14 protein-coding genes are annotated in these 14,721 nt (G+C 68.1%); 11 read left to right on the top strand and 3 right to left on the bottom strand.

The features are described from left to right. The first annotated feature begins 211 nt into the window (after positions 1-211). The 5 genes from C0541_RS08325 (at position 212) to C0541_RS08300 (ending at position 3,608) form a co-directional block, all read left to right on the top strand. Positions 212-778: a YqgE/AlgH family protein gene (locus tag C0541_RS08325; protein WP_011051924.1), complete on the top strand. Its 567-nt coding sequence runs from the start codon at positions 212-214 to the stop codon at positions 776-778. Then, positions 771-1,238, top strand: coding sequence for a Holliday junction resolvase RuvX (gene ruvX / locus C0541_RS08320; RefSeq protein WP_115047540.1), 468 nt, complete (start codon positions 771-773; stop codon positions 1,236-1,238). The genes C0541_RS08325 and ruvX overlap by 8 nt, the downstream gene beginning before the upstream one ends. A 15-nt stretch (positions 1,239-1,253) precedes the next feature. After that, positions 1,254-2,201: an aspartate carbamoyltransferase catalytic subunit gene (locus C0541_RS08315; protein WP_115047538.1), complete on the top strand. Its 948-nt coding sequence runs from the start codon at positions 1,254-1,256 to the stop codon at positions 2,199-2,201. Positions 2,202-2,425: 224 nt separating this feature from the next. Next, complete coding sequence (locus tag C0541_RS08305) at positions 2,426-2,866, top strand: OsmC family protein (protein ID WP_115047534.1); 441 nt, start codon at positions 2,426-2,428, stop codon at positions 2,864-2,866. A gap of 145 nt (positions 2,867-3,011) precedes the next feature. Then, a complete protein-coding gene (locus C0541_RS08300) occupies positions 3,012-3,608 on the top strand; it encodes a glycine zipper 2TM domain-containing protein (protein WP_161959972.1) in 597 nt (198 codons plus the stop codon). A gap of 126 nt (positions 3,609-3,734) precedes the next feature. On the opposite strand, the gene C0541_RS08295 is transcribed toward C0541_RS08300, so the two are convergent. Continuing rightward, a complete protein-coding gene (locus C0541_RS08295) occupies positions 3,735-4,616 on the bottom strand; it encodes a PhzF family phenazine biosynthesis protein (RefSeq protein WP_115047532.1) in 882 nt (293 codons plus the stop codon). Between the two features lie 31 nt (positions 4,617-4,647). After that, positions 4,648-5,526 carry a PhzF family phenazine biosynthesis protein gene (locus C0541_RS08290; RefSeq protein WP_115047530.1) on the bottom strand — a complete coding sequence of 293 codons (879 nt, stop codon included), beginning with the start codon at positions 5,524-5,526 and terminating at the stop codon, positions 4,648-4,650. A 184-nt stretch (positions 5,527-5,710) separates the two neighbouring features. On the opposite strand from C0541_RS08290, the gene C0541_RS08285 reads away from it, so the two are divergent. From C0541_RS08285 to C0541_RS08265, 5 genes are all read left to right on the top strand, one after another. Further along, complete coding sequence (locus tag C0541_RS08285; protein ID WP_115047528.1) at positions 5,711-8,320, top strand: bifunctional aspartate kinase/diaminopimelate decarboxylase; 2,610 nt, start codon at positions 5,711-5,713, stop codon at positions 8,318-8,320. Continuing rightward, the gene (locus C0541_RS08280; RefSeq protein WP_115047527.1) at positions 8,304-8,762 is read left to right on the top strand and encodes a hypothetical protein; all 459 of its coding nucleotides are present in this window, start codon (positions 8,304-8,306) and stop codon (positions 8,760-8,762) included. The genes C0541_RS08285 and C0541_RS08280 overlap by 17 nt, the downstream gene beginning before the upstream one ends. Beyond that, on the top strand, positions 8,759-10,114 hold the full coding sequence (gene murL / locus C0541_RS08275) for a UDP-N-acetyl-alpha-D-muramoyl-L-alanyl-L-glutamate epimerase (protein WP_115047525.1): 1,356 nt from the start codon (positions 8,759-8,761) through the stop codon (positions 10,112-10,114). The genes C0541_RS08280 and murL overlap by 4 nt, the downstream gene beginning before the upstream one ends. Next, positions 10,095-11,504, top strand: a complete 1,410-nt coding sequence (gene murD / locus C0541_RS08270) for a UDP-N-acetylmuramoyl-L-alanine--D-glutamate ligase (RefSeq protein WP_115047523.1) — start codon at positions 10,095-10,097, stop codon at positions 11,502-11,504. The genes murL and murD overlap by 20 nt, the downstream gene beginning before the upstream one ends. Positions 11,505-11,816: 312 nt before the next feature. Beyond that, positions 11,817-12,617: a dienelactone hydrolase family protein gene (locus C0541_RS08265; protein ID WP_161959971.1), complete on the top strand. Its 801-nt coding sequence runs from the start codon at positions 11,817-11,819 to the stop codon at positions 12,615-12,617. Between the two features lie 201 nt (positions 12,618-12,818). Here C0541_RS08265 and C0541_RS08260 read toward each other — a convergent pair whose 3' ends face one another. Further along, positions 12,819-13,817, bottom strand: coding sequence for a polyprenyl synthetase family protein (locus tag C0541_RS08260; RefSeq protein ID WP_115047521.1), 999 nt, complete (start codon positions 13,815-13,817; stop codon positions 12,819-12,821). Between the two features lie 274 nt (positions 13,818-14,091). Here C0541_RS08260 and C0541_RS08255 point away from each other — a divergent pair, with 274 nt between their 5' ends. Continuing rightward, entirely contained in the window at positions 14,092-14,607 is a 516-nt protein-coding gene (locus C0541_RS08255; RefSeq protein WP_115047519.1) for a single-stranded DNA-binding protein, read from the top strand. The last annotated feature ends 114 nt before the right edge of the window (positions 14,608-14,721 follow it).

Here is a 14,721-nt window from a genome sequence, read left to right as displayed (position 1 = left end):
GGCGCAGCCTGCATGTTCGCGCTACGCCGCAGGCAGCCATCTGGATGTGCCGGGCCTTGCTGCCGGGTGCCATCGGTGGCGCCTGCGGGGACGATGTCGGTGGGCAGCCTCGGCAGTTTCGGTGGGCAGCCTGGGCAGTCCGATGCCGCCAGGGTGCAGCAAGGATGGCAGCGGCTCTGCGCGCGGCGAAGCGAACGGCTAGAATGCGGCCATGTCCGTTTTGCCCACGCCTCTGGCCAACCAACTGCTGATCGCGCTCCCGGCGCTGTCCGATCCCACCTTTTCGCGCAGCGTCGCGCTGATCTGCCAGCACGACGAGAACGGCGCCATGGGCGTGCTGGTCAACCGGCCCTCCGAGTACACGCTGGGCGAGGTCCTGTCGCAGATGGGCATCGACACCGTCGACGAGCACCTGCGCGAGCAGATCGTGCTCAGCGGCGGACCGGTGCACCCGGAGCGCGGTTTCGTCATCCACGACGATGCGCGTGACTGGGATTCCAGCCTGGAAGTGGGGCAGGGCGTGTACCTGACCACCTCGCGCGACATTCTCGAAGCCATGGCCGCCGGCGAAGGCCCGCGCAATGCGCTGGTGGCGCTGGGCTGTGCCGGCTGGGGCGCGGGGCAACTGGAATTCGAACTGGGCGAAAACAGCTGGCTGACCGCGCCGTCGGACGCCAATGTGCTGTTCGCCACCGCGCTGGAAGATCGCTGGCAGACCGCTGCCGGGCGCATCGGCGTGGATCTGTTCCGGCTGACGGATTATTCCGGGCATGCCTGAGGCGGGCGCGATCCGCCCCGACGGCACGGTGCTGGGCTTCGACGTGGGGTCGCGCCGGATCGGCGTGGCGGTCGGTACCGCATTGGGCGCCGGTGCGCGTGCAGTGGCGGTCATCCCTGTGCATGCGAATGGCCCGGACTGGGTCGTGCTGGACCGCGTGCACAAGGAATGGCGGCCGAACGGCCTGGTGGTCGGCGACCCGTTGACCCTGGACGACAAGGATCAACCCGCACGCAAGCGCGCGCACGCCTTCGCCCGCCAACTGCGCGAGCGCTATGCGCTGCCGGTGGTACTGATCGACGAGCGCTCCAGTTCGGTCGAAGCTGCGCAGCGTTTCGCGCGCGAGCGCGCCGACGGGCGCAAGCGCCGCCGCGATGCCGAGGCGCTGGACGCGATGGCGGCCGCGGTGATCGTCGAACGCTGGTTGGCCGCGCCCGACCAAGCCACCCTTCTCCCCTGACACTCCCGACCTGCGATGACCACCATGCAACTCGATTCGGACGGACGCCTGCGCCACCTGCTCACCCTGGAAGGACTGCCGCGCGCCACGCTGCTGCAACTGCTCGATCGCGCCGGCCAGATCCGCGACGCGGCGGTGGGGCGCGTAGGCAAGCGCAGCGTGCTCGCCGGCACCGCGGTGTGCACGCTGTTCTTTGAACCGTCCACGCGCACGCGCAGCTCGTTCCACCTGGCTGCACAGCGGCTGGGCGCGGATGTGCTCAACTTCGATGCCTCGACCTCCTCGACCCGCAAGGGCGAGACCGCGCGCGACACCTTGAAGAACCTCGAGGCGATGGGCGTGCGCGGCTTCGTGGTGCGCCATCCCGACGACGGTGCGGTGGAAGCGCTGGCCGCAGCTGCAGGCGAGGGCACCGCCTTGATCAATGCCGGTGACGGGCGCAGTGCGCATCCCACCCAGGGCCTGCTGGACATGCTGACCCTGCGCCAGGCCAAGGGCACCGATTTCTCCAGGCTCAAGGTGGTGATCGTCGGCGACGTGAAGCATTCGCGCGTGGCGCGTTCGGACCTGCATGCGCTGCGCACGCTGGGTGCCGGCGAGATCCGCGTCTGCGGTCCGGCCAGCCTGCTGCCCGACGACGCCATGCTGGACGGCTGCGTGGTCGGCCAGGACTTCGACGCCATGCTGGACGGTGCCGACGCCTTGATGATGCTGCGCCTGCAGCGCGAGCGCATGGAAGAAGGCCTGGTGCCGTCGCTGGAGCAGTACCATGCCGACTACGGACTCACTCGCGAGCGCCTGGCACGCGCCGGCCGTGATGCCGCCGTGCTGCATCCGGGCCCGATCAACCGTGGCGTGGAAATCACCGACGAAGTCGCCGATGGCGCGCAATCGTGCGTGCTGCGCCAGGTCGCCAACGGCGTGGCGGTACGCATGGCCGTACTGGAAACCCTGCTCGGCTGAGCGAGCGCAGCAACGCGACCGCAGACCCGCAATGCGGTCGCGGTCGCCGCCGGCCGAGCGTCTTCGCGCAGACGCTCGCACAGCCCTTGCCATCAGAACGCACGCGCAGCCTGCTCTTACGATTCCCGATTCCCGATTCCCGATTCCCGATTCCCGAATCCAGCCACCACGCCATAACATCCACTCGCCTATCGTGGCCGCTCCTTTCATCGCAGGAGATCGCAATGGGTATTTCACGTCACGCCACCGCTCACTGGGAAGGCGACCTCAAGACCGGCAAGGGCCAGCTCAGCACGCCGCAGAGCGGGCTGATGGACAAGACGCGCTACGCCTTCAACAGCCGCTTCGGCGACGAGAAGGGCACCAACCCGGAAGAACTGATCGCCGCCGCGCACGCCGGCTGCTTCACCATGGCATTGTCGGCGCAGCTGAGCGAAGCCGGTTTTCCGCCCACCTCGCTGGAGACGCGTGCAGACGTGGACCTGTCGATGGAAGGCGGCCCGCAGCTGTCGCAGATCCGCCTCAAGCTGAGCGCCGTGGTGCCGGGGATCGACGAAGCCAAGTTCCGCGAACTGGCCGACACCGCGAAGAAGAACTGCCCGGTGTCCAAGGCGCTGAGCGCGGTGCCGATCAGCCTGGAAAGCGAGTTTTCCAACCAGGCGTGACCCCTGTGCGTGCGCCGGCGATGCTTGCCGGCGCACGCAGCTGGCGGCGACCTGAATAGGGCTTTGCAGGGGCGGTTCGGTTCAGGGCGGTTTCACTGGCGCAGGCCGAGCATCGGCTGCGTGTCCTCCCTGTGAAGCTGCTGCAATGAAAACTCTCGTGCTTGGTGCTCTGGTGGTGGGTCTGGCCGTTGCAGGCAATGCAACCGCGCAGCGCTATGACAGCGGCTACAACGGACGTGGCAACTACGAGGATGGTCGCTACGAATACGCGCGGGTGGTGCGCGTGGACCCGATCATCGTGACCGATGCGTACAACGAGCGCAGCAGCGAACGCTGCTACAACCGCCCGGCCGACGGCTACTACACCAGCAACGATGGCTATTACCGCGATGGCGGCAGCTACGGCCAGGCCGGCGTATCCAATCGCGGGGTGGCCAGCGTGATCGGCGGCATCGCCGGTGCGGTACTGGGCAGCCAGGTCGGTGGCGGCAATGGCCGTCTGGTCGGTACGGCGGTCGGCACCATGGCCGGCGTCGCGGCGGGCCGCTCGATCTACGAAGCCAACAACCGCAACTACCAGGGCAATGTCAGCGTCTGCGAGCCGGTGTCCTACCGCCGCGAGCGCGATCGTGTCGATGGCTACGACGTGACGTACGAATACGCCGGCCGCACCTACCACACGCGTAGCGACTACAACCCGGGCGACCGCATCCGCGTGCGCGTGGACGTGCGTCCCGACTGACCGGTGCGGTAGCGCGCCGTGCTCAGGTGATCGCCATCGGCCGCTTGAACGAGGAAAACGCTGCGGGAGACCGCAGCGTTTTTCGTTCCGGCGCAGGCATGGTCCAGCCCGCAGGATCTGGCGCGATCACGCCCAATCCAGCGTGCCGCGAATCACCGTCTGCACCTGGCCGCCGGACCATACATCGCCCTCCGCATCGATGCGCAGTTCCAGCAGGGCGTCGAAGCCGATCTCGCGGCCCTGGCTGACCACATAACGGCGTTCCCTGCCCGGCAGTGCGTTGCGACTGTCCAGCCAGGCGGCGAGCACCGCGTTGGCCGCGCCGGAGGCGGCGTCTTCGAAGCGCCGGCCATTGCCGACGAAGGCGCGCACCGCCAGCTCGTAGGCACCGGGCGCTGCGGCGCGGGCGTAGGCGAACACGCCCATGCTGCCGGTGGATTCGGCCAGCGCGGCGATCGCGTCCCAATCCGGCTGCAGGCCGCGCAGTGCCGCTTCACTGGCCAGTTCCACCACCCACCAGGTGCGCCCGCCGTCCATCAACGCGGGCGGCAGTCCGCCGAGGGGCCAGCCGCGCAATGCATCGCGCAGGCGCGGATCGTCCGCCTGCACCTGCTCGGCCACGCGCGCGCGCGGGGTGCGGATGGCGATGCTGCGGTGACCTGCGATCTGCTCCACGCGCAGCGGCAGCTGGCCGGCGATGCCGTCCTGGATCAGCACGCCGTCGTCGGGCGCGGCCAGGCCGGCCTCCAGCACCGCATGGGCGGTGCCCACGCTGGGGTGGCCGGCAAACGGCACTTCCTTTTGCGGCGAAAACATCCGCAGCCGGTAGCTGCTGTGCGCATCCGGCGCCGCAAACACGAAGGTGGTTTCCGGCAGCTTGGTCCAGCGTGCGATGGCCTGCATCGCGGCATCGTCCAGGCCTTCGGCATCCAGCACCACCGCCAGCGGGTTGCCACTGCCGGGGCGGGCGGAGAACACATCCAGTTGCAGGAAACGGCGGGTGGTCATGGTGGCGGTTCCGCGAACAGGGCGCGGCAGCTTACCAATCGATACGGCCTTCGATCACTTGCCTGGTCGTTCCGCCGATCCAGACCTCGCCTTGGTGGTCCACCTCCACGTGGACACGGCCGTCGCGGCCGACCTCGCGGCCCTGGCTGGCGACGTAGCGCGACGCCTCGCCCGGCACGCGGCCCTGGCCGTGCAGGCGCGCGGCAATGCAGGCGTTGGCGCTGCCGGTGACCGGGTCTTCCGCAATGCCGTCGCCGGGGCAGAAGGCGCGCACCACCAGGTCCGCGTCGCCATCGGCCTGCGCCGCGTAGATGGCCAGGCCGGTGGCGGCGCTGGCCTGGGTCAGGCGGGTGATCGCAGCCAGATCGGGCATCGCCTGGCGTACCGCCTGCGCGTCGGCCAGTTCCAGCAGCCACCAGCCGGGGCCGTTGTTCCAGAGGGCGGCCGGCTGGTCGGCCACGCGCAGACCCGCGCAGGCCTCGTGCAACGCCGCAGCAGGGATCGTGCCGGTCTCGATCGCTTGCGCGCGCGGTGCCTGCAGCCGCACCAGCAGGGCGCCATGCCGCTCGATCACCTGCACCGGCAGCACGCCCGCCGCACATTGCTGGCGCATCCGGCCGTCCGGCTTGAACGCCACCAGCCCGTGGGTTGCCGCCGCCCATGCGGCGCCGACGCTGGGGTGGCCGGCAAACGGCAACTCGGCGCGCGGGGTGAAGATGCGGATGTGGTAATCCGCATCGGGCGCGCTGACCGGCAGGAAAAAGATCGTCTCCGACAGGTTCAGCCACGCGGCGATCTGCTGCATCTGCGCGGACGACAACGCCTGCGCGTCGAGCACCACGCCCAACGGATTGCCGTTGCCGTGCTGGCCGCCGAAGACATCCAGTTGCAGGTAGCGGTGCTTGCTCATGGGGCATGGATCTCGATCGATGGAAGGCGCGTGGATGGTTGCAGCGCAAACCGTTGCGGTGATGGAAGCGGCTGCCGGCATGCTGTGACCGCACCCGGGGTCATGCAGGCGACATTGGCAGTAGAATCGGAGGTTCCGCCCGGCGTACCGGGCGTTTTCCCCCTCATCCTAAACGCCTATCTCCATGTCAGCTCCCCACTCTACCGATCGTTGGATCGTCCTCAAGTTCGGCGGCACCTCGGTGTCGCGTCGTCATCGCTGGGACACGATTGGAAAACTGGCGGGCAAACGGGCCGAGGAAACCGGTGGCCGTGTGCTGGTGGTGGTGTCTGCATTGTCGGGCGTGACCAACGAACTCACCGCGATCGCCGATGGCGCCGCCGACAGCGCGCAGCGCGTGGCCGCGCTGGAGCAGCGTCATCGCCAGTTCCTGGCCGAGCTGGAGCTGGATGCCGATGCGGTCCTCGGCGAGCGCCTGGCCGCCTTGCACGCCCTGGTTGCCGACGCGCGCGCGGCCACGCGCACGCTCGATTGGCAGGCCGAGGTACTGGGGCAGGGCGAGTTGCTGTCTTCCACCATCGGTGCGGCGTACCTGCATGCCAGCGGCCTGGACATGGGCTGGCTGGATGCGCGCCAGTGGCTGTCGGCGCTGCCGCCGCAGCCCAATCAGAGCGAATGGTCCAGGCGCCTGTCGGTGTCCTGCCAATGGCAGTCCGACGCCGACTGGCGTGCGCGTTTCGCTGCGCAGCCCACGCGCCTGTTGATCACCCAGGGCTTCATTTCGCGACACGCCGATGGCGGCACCGCGATCCTGGGGCGTGGCGGTTCGGATACCTCGGCGGCGTACTTCGGTGCGTTGCTCGGCGCCAGCCGGGTGGAGATCTGGACCGACGTGCCCGGCATGTTCAGCGCCAACCCGAAGGACGTGCCGGACGCGCGGCTGCTGACCCGCCTGGACTATTACGAGGCGCAGGAAATCGCCACCACCGGCGCCAAGGTGCTGCACCCGCGTTCGATCAAGCCCTGCCGCGATTCCGGCGTGCCGATGGCGATCCTGGATACCGAGCGCCCGGATCTGCCCGGCACCAGCATCGACGGCAACGCCGAGCCGGTACCGGGCGTCAAGGCGATCAGTCGCCGCAACGGCATCGTGCTGGTGTCGATGGAAGGCATCGGCATGTGGCAGCAGGTCGGCTTTCTGGCCGATGTGTTTACGCTGTTCAAGAAGCACGGCCTGTCGGTGGACCTGATCGGTTCGGCCGAAACCAATGTCACCGTGTCGCTGGACCCGAGCGAGAACCTGGTCAACACCGACGTGCTGGCGGCGTTGTCGGCCGATCTGTCGCAGATCTGCAAGGTCAAGATCATTGTTCCCTGCGCGGCGATCACCCTGGTCGGGCGCGGCATGCGCTCGCTGCTGCACAAGCTCTCCGATGTGTGGGCCACGTTCGGGCAGGAACGCGTGCACATGATTTCGCAGTCATCCAACGACTTGAACCTGACCTTCGTCATCGATGAAGCCGATGCCGATGGCCTGCTGCCGATCCTGCATGCGGAATTGATCGACAGTGGCGCGATGCCGGTGAGCGAAGGCGAGGTGTTCGGTCCGCGCTGGCGGCAGATCATCGGTTCGGTGCGCCCGCGGCCCACGCCGTGGTGGCATGCCGAGCGTGCGCATCTGCTCTCGCTCTCCAGGGCCGGCACGCCGCGTTACGCGTATCACCTGCCGACCGTGCGTGCGCGTGCGCAGGCATTGGCGCAGATTGCCGCAGTGGACCAGCGCTACTACGCAATCAAGGCCAACGCGCATCCGGCGATCCTGATGGCGCTGGAACAGGCCGGCTTCGGCCTGGAATGCGTCTCCCACGGCGAACTGCGCCGCGTGTTCGATACCTTGCCCGAGCTGTCGCCGCGGCGCGTGCTGTTCACGCCGAGCTTCGCGCCCAAGGCCGAGTACGAAGCCGGCTTCGCGCTGGGCGTGACCGTCACCGTGGACAACGTCGAAGCATTGCAGTGCTGGCCGGAGGTGTTCCGCGGCCGCAACGTGTGGCTGCGCATCGACCTGGGGCATGGCGACGGGCACCACGAGAAGGTCAATACCGGCGGCAAGGCGTCCAAGTTCGGGTTGTCGTCCACGCGGGTGGATGAGTTCGTGGAAGTGGCGCGCACGTTGGAGGTCACCATCACCGGCGTGCATGCGCACCTGGGCAGCGGTGTGGAGACCGGCGAACACTGGCGGATGATGTACGACGAACTGGCCGGCTTTGCGCGCCGCATCGGCACGGTGGAGACCATCGACATCGGTGGCGGCCTGCCGATTCCGTACAGCGCCGAAGACGAGCCGTTCGACCTGGAGCTGTGGGCCAAGGGCCTGGCCGAGGTCAAGGCGGTGCATCCGGGCTATCGCCTGGCGATCGAGCCGGGCCGCTACCTGGTGGCCGAAGCCGGCGTGCTGCTGGCGCAGGTGACCCAGGTGATCGAAAAGGATGGTGTGCAGCGCGTGGGCCTGGATGCGGGCATGAACACACTGATTCGCCCTGCCTTGTACGACGCCTGGCACGACATCGAAAACCTCAGCCGGCTCGACGCGCCCGCCGATGGCAGCTTCGATATCGTCGGGCCGATCTGCGAATCCTCCGACGTGTTCGGCAAGCGCCGTCGTCTGCCGGCCGCCACCGCGCCGGGCGATGTGATGCTGGTGGCCGATGCCGGTGCCTACGGCTACTCGATGGCCAGCACCTACAACCAGCGCGAATTGCCGCGCGAAGAGGTGATCGATGCGCCCGCAGGCTGAGTTCATTGCGCTCAGCACGCTGGCCGGTGGCGGCGCGATGGTGTTCGCCACCGCGCTCCAGCAACTGGGCTTTGCCATGCCGTGGAGCGACACCTTCAAATGGGTGCTGCCCGCGTTGGTCGCCGCCGGTATCGGCGCATGGCTGGCCGGGCGTTGGCAAGGTCGACGCGATGCGCGGGCTGCGGCGCGTCGCAGTGGCGGGATGGCGGTGCGCACGGTGTTGTTGAGCGCGCTGAGTTACGTGCCGGTGGTGGCGCTGTATCTCGCAGTCGCCTTCGCGGTGTCCGGCGATGCGACGGCCGCACGCCTGGATGTGCTGCTGCTGGCGATGCTGTTCGGCTGCCTGCCGCTGCTGTGGGCCGCGGTGCCGTTTTCCATGATTGAATATGTCCTGTGCCGGCGTTATCTGCGTCGCGTACGTGTTCCTGCAGGTAGTCCATGAGCGCTTTCGACAAACACCAGATCTCCACCTTCCGTTTCGTGCGTTGCGCACTCGACGCACAGACCGGCGTGGCGACGCTGGTGTATGCCTTCGACCAGGGGCCGGAACTGGTCGAGACCGTCGCGGTGCCGGGCGCGCCCTTCGTGCTGGACGGCGCGCATGCCGCTGCGGTGCAACAGGCGCTGCGCCTGCTGCACCTCATCGCCGGCGTCAGCTATTTCAAGGCGGCGGTACCGCCGGCCATCCAGATCGACGATTACGCCATCGATGCGGATACCGCTGCGCTGGTGGAAAGCGTCTACCTGCATGGCCTGGGCGAGTTCGCCTATCGCAATGGCCTGAACCTGCACGGCAGGATCCGCTTTCCGGTGGCCGCACCGGCACCTGCCGATGCGCCGGCGCTGGGCCTGCGCGAGCATGCGCTGGTGGCGATCGGCGGCGGCAAGGATTCGCTGGTCAGCATCGAGGCCCTGCGCCACGCCGGCGTGGAGCAGACCGTCAGCTGGATCGGCGGCTCGCAGCTGATCCGTGCCTGCGCCGAGCGCACCGGCCTGCCGGTGCTCAATATCGGCCGCGTGCTGGCCCCGGAATTGTTCGAGCTCAATCGCCAGGGCGCGTGGAACGGGCATATCCCGGTCACCGCGGTGAATTCGGCCATCCTGGTGCTGTCGGCCCTGCTCAATGGCGTGGACCAGGTGGTGTTTTCCAACGAGCGTTCGGCCAGTTACGGCAGCCAGATTCCCGGCACCGGCGAGGTCAATCACCAGTGGTCCAAGGGCTGGGCGTTCGAGCAGGCATTCGGCGACTACGTGCAGCGGCATGTGGCGGCCGACCTGCGCTATTACTCGTTGCTGCGGCCGTTGTCGGAGCTGGCGGTGGCGCGCCAGTTCGCCAGGACCGACCACTACGACGCGCATTTTTCCAGCTGCAACCGCAACTTCCACATCATGGGCGAACGCCCGGTGCACCGCTGGTGCGGGGTCTGCCCGAAGTGCCATTTCGTGTTCCTGGCGTTGGCACCGTTCATGCCCAAGACGCGCCTGGTCAAGATCTTCGGACGCAATCTGCTCGACGATGCAAGCCAGGCCGGCGGCTACGATGCGCTGCTGGAATTCCAGGACCACAAGCCGTTCGAATGCGTCGGCGAAGGCCGCGAATCGCGCGCGGCGATGGCGGTGCTGGCCAGCCGTGCCGAATGGAAGGAGGACGCGCTGGTGCTGCGTTTCATCCGCGAGATCCAGCCGCAGCTGGACCAGCAGGAACTGCAGCTGGAGCCGTTGCTGGCGATCGACGGCGAGCACCGGATTCCGTCGGCGCTGTGGGAGCGCGTGCGTGCGAATTTCGCAGCTTGAGGGCAAGGCGGTTGCGTTATGGGGCTGGGGGCGCGAAGGGCGTGCGGCGTATCGCGCCTTGCGCGCCCGGTTGCCCAGCCAATCGCTGACGGTGTTCTGCAACGCCGAAGAGGCGCGCGAGCTCGATGCGCTGGCCGACGCTGCGTTGCAGGTGGAAACCGAGGCCGGCGCGCAGGCGCTGGGCCGGTTCGAGGTGGTGGTCAAGTCGCCCGGCATCAGCCCGTATCGCCCCGAGGCGCACACCGCCGCCACCGTGCACGGCACGCAATTCATCGGCGGCACCGCATTGTGGTTTGCCGAACATGCGCAGCCAGACGGCGTGGTGCCGGGCGCCATCTGCGTCACCGGCACCAAGGGCAAGAGCACCACCACCGCGCTGCTGGCGCATCTGTTGCGTGCGGCCGGGCATCGCACCGCGCTGGTCGGCAACATCGGCCAGCCCTTGCTGGAAGTGCTGGCACCGCAACCCCCGCCTGCGTATTGGGCGATCGAATTGTCCAGCTACCAGACCGGCGAGGTCGGGCGCAGCGGCGCGCGTCCCGAGTTGGCGCTGGTGTTGAACCTGTTTCCGGAACATCTGGACTGGCATGGCGATGAAGCGCGCTATGTGCGCGACAAGCTGGCGCTGGTGACCGAAGGCCGCCCGCGCATCGCCTTGCTCAACGCGGCCGATCCGCAGCTGACCCAGCTGCAGCTGCCCGACAGCGACGTGCGCTGGTTCAACCATCCCGATGGCTGGCACCTGCGCGGCGATGTGGTGTATCGCGGCGAGCAGGCCGTGTTCGATACCGCCAACGTGCCGCTGCCCGGCGAACACAATCGGCGCAACCTGTGCGCGGTGCTGGCTGCGGTGGAGGCCCTGGGCCTGGACGCTGCGGCACTGGCGCCGGCCGCAGCGAGCTTCCGCCCGTTGCCGAACCGCCTGCAACTGCTCGGCAGCGTGGACGGCATCAGCTACGTCAACGACTCGATCAGCACCACCCCGCATGCCTCGCTGGCGGCGCTGGCCTGCTTTGCGCAGCGGCGCGTGGCCTTGCTGGTGGGTGGGCACGACCGCGGGCTGGACTGGCAGGAGTTTGCCGAACAGATGGCGCAGCGGGCACCGCTGGAAATCGTCACCATGGGCGCGAACGGGCCGCGGATCCACGCCTTGCTGGCCCCGCTGGCCAAGCGTGGTCGCTTTGGCCTGCACGCCGCGGTGGACCTGGAGCACGCGATGCAGCTGGCACGCGAGGCGCTGGGCGGGCAGGGCGGCGTGGTGCTGCTGTCGCCGGGCGCACCGAGCTTCGGCGCGTATAGCGACTATGTCGCGCGCGGCCGCCATTTTGCGCAGCTGGCCGGATTCGACCCGGCGGCGATCAGCGCCATCCCGGGGCTGGGTGTGCAGTAAGGCCTCCGGCCGGTAAGGGCAGCGAACGGAACCAGTGCACTCCCCACCAGGCGGACGCGGCCGGTGCACGCTGCGGCCTGTGACGGTCGTACGCTCCGGTCGTGAGCGCGCCATGCCCACCCGCCCGACGACTGCTCGCTACATGCTGGTCGTCGCTCCACGTCATCGCAGGCCAATCCAGCTGGGCAAGTCGGGCATGCCGCAGACCAATGCCGGTCGGGCAGCGCAGCCACTGGTAGGCGCGTCCGTGCGCCGCGACCAATCCTGCACGCCGGCCGGGCCTACACTCGCGCAAATCCCGGGAGCAAGCGCATGCACAAGCAATGGTCGTGGAGCGGTGTAGGTCTGTTCGGCGTGTTGGCATCGTTGGCCTTTCCAGCGGTGGCCGCGATGCAGGCCAAGCCGCTGGAATGGACGGTCGGCAAGGACAGCTATAGCGGCGTGCTGGTCTACGACGATGCCGGCGCCGCCAAGCGGCCGGGCCTGGTGATGGTGCCGAACTGGCGCGGGGTCAACGATTCGGCGATCGCCAAGGCCAGGCAACTGGCCGGCGACAAGTACGTGGTGCTGGTCGCCGACGTCTACGGCAAGGGCAGGCGTCCGGCCAACGACAGCGAGGCCGGGCAGTTCGCCGGTGCCCTGAAGAAGGATCCGGCCACGCTGCGTGCCCGCGCGTTGAAAGCGGTCGACGTGCTCAAGGCGCAGGCCGGCAAGGCACCGCTGGATGCATCGCGGATCGGCGCGGTGGGTTTCTGCTTCGGCGGCACCACGGTGCTGGAACTGGTGCGCGCCGGCGCGCAGCTGGCCGGTGTGGTGAGCCTGCACGGCGGTATCGCCACACCCAGCCCGGCGTCCGCCGGTTCGGCCAACACACCGCTGCTGGTGCTCAACGGCGCCGACGACAAGAGCGTGACCAAGGCGGACGTCGCCGCGTTTGAAACCGAGATGAATGCGGCCGGCGCGGACTGGCAGTTCGTCAACTTCAGTGGGGCCGTGCATTGCTTTGCCGAAGCCGATGCCAACAGCCCGCCGGGCTGCCTGTACAACCCGCGTGCGGCGGCACGTGCCTACCGCATGCTCGGTGATTTCTTCGACGAACGCTTTGGTTTGTAGCCGGGATTGGTGATTCGTGATTCGGGATTCGCAAAAGCGTGGTCCCGTCTTTCGAATCTTTCCGTGAGTTTGTGCTCAGGGCCTTGCGTTGAACATCGCTGGGCGATCGAATGCCGGGATTCGTAAAGGCGCGACCGAGCAGCCGTTGCGAATCCCCAATCCCGAACCGCAAATCCCGTCCGGCGCGTGAAGCGCGCCGGATCAATGCGTGCGTTGCACCGCATACCGCGCCAGGCCGCGCAATGCGGCAACTGCGGGGCTGGGCGGCAACGTGTCCAGCGCCTGTTCGGCGGCGGCGGCATATTCGGCGGCACGCTGGCGGCTGTAATCCAGGCCGCCGGTGGCATGAATCGCCGCCAGCACTTCGGGCATTGCGCTCGCATCGCCTTGTTCGACGATCTGCCGCAGGCGTTCCCGGGTGGCCGCATCCGAGTGCGCCATGGCATGGATCAGCGGCAAGGTCGCCTTGCCTTCGGCCAGGTCGTCGCCCAGGTTCTTGCCCAGGTCTGCGGCATCGGCGGCGTAGTCGAGCACGTCATCGGCAATCTGGAAGGCAAAGCCCAACTGCATGCCGTAGTCGTACAGGCGCTGCTGCACCTGCGCATCCGCGCCCGAGGCCAGCGCGCCCAGGCGGGTGCCGGCGGCGAACAGCACCGCGGTCTTGCGCTCGATCACGCGTAGATAGGCGGCTTCGTCGGTGTCGGGGTTATGCACGTGCAGCAGCTGCAGCACCTCGCCTTCGGCGATGCGGTTGGTGGTGTCGGCCAGGATCTGCATGACTTCCATGCGATCCAGCTCCACCATCAACTGGAAGCTGCGCGAATAAAGGAAATCACCGACCAGCACGCTGGGCGCATTGCCCCACAGCGCATTGGCGGTGCTGCGCCCGCGGCGCAGGTCCGACTCGTCCACCACGTCGTCGTGCAACAGGGTGGAGGTGTGGATGAACTCGATGATCGCCGCCAGCTGGTGGTGCTCCGGGCCGGAGCCGCCCGCGGCATGACCGGCCAGCATCACCAGCATCGGACGCAGGCGTTTGCCGCCGGCGGAGATGATGTGATCGGCAATCTGGTTGATCAGCACGACGTCCGAGGCCAGACGGCGTCGGATCAGCGCGTCGACCGCGGCCATGTCGGGCGCGGCGAGGGACTGGATCTGGGGCAGGCCCAGCACGGTGGGGAGGTCTTCGGCGATGGTCATGCGCAGGCGTTCGTGATGTGCGCCGATTATAGGTGTCTGGGCCAGATCCGTCCCGTCGGTCGTGTCCGACGGCCTTCACGGTGGGTGCAACCCCTTGCGCTGACAGCGTCGGGCAGGTTCGGCAGTGCCCGGATTCCGACCGGTCGGCGCGGCATTTCCCGGCCTGGCGCTGCGGGGATCCGCCGGCACCGGGGGCGGGCAGGTGCGGTAACATTGGCACCAAGACATTCACCGCCGCGCCCATTGGCGCCGGCGCACCATCTCGGAAGCATCTATGGCCCGCGGCATCAATAAAGTCATCCTCGTCGGCAACCTCGGCAACGATCCCGACACCAAGTACACCCAAGCCGGCATGGCGATCACGCGCGTGAGCCTGGCCACCACCAGCGTGCGCAAGGACCGCGATGGCAACAACCAGGAGCGCACCGAGTGGCACCGCGTGGTGTTCTTCGGCAAGTTGGGCGAGATCGCTGGCGAGTACCTGCGCAAGGGCTCACAGGTGTACGTCGAAGGCGAGCTGCGTTACGACAAGTACACCGGCCAGGACGGCGTGGAGAAGTACAGCACCGACATCGTCGCCAATGAGATGCAGATGCTCGGCGGCCGTGGCGAAGGTGGCGGCGGCGGTATGGGCGGTGATCGTCCGCAGCGCAGCCAGGCGCCGCGCCAGCAGCAAGGCGGCGGTGGTCAGGGCGGCGGTCAGGATTACGCCCCGCGTCGTCAGCAGCCGGCCCAGCAGCAGTCGGCACCGCCGATGGACGACTTTGCCGACGACGATATCCCGTTCTGATCGGCGGTCAGCCTGTGTGTCGTTCCGGAAGGCCCGCATCGCGCGGGCCTTCTGCGTGCTGGCCACTGGTCGCATCGACGCAGGCCAGGCTGTTCGGAGGCTCCCTGGCCGGGC

It is taken from the genome of Xanthomonas arboricola (assembly GCF_003353015.1).
GTDB classification, from domain to species: domain Bacteria; phylum Pseudomonadota; class Gammaproteobacteria; order Xanthomonadales; family Xanthomonadaceae; genus Xanthomonas; species Xanthomonas arboricola_E.
Note: the sequence above shows the minus strand (reverse complement) of the source record. Positions and strands in the feature narration are given on the sequence as shown.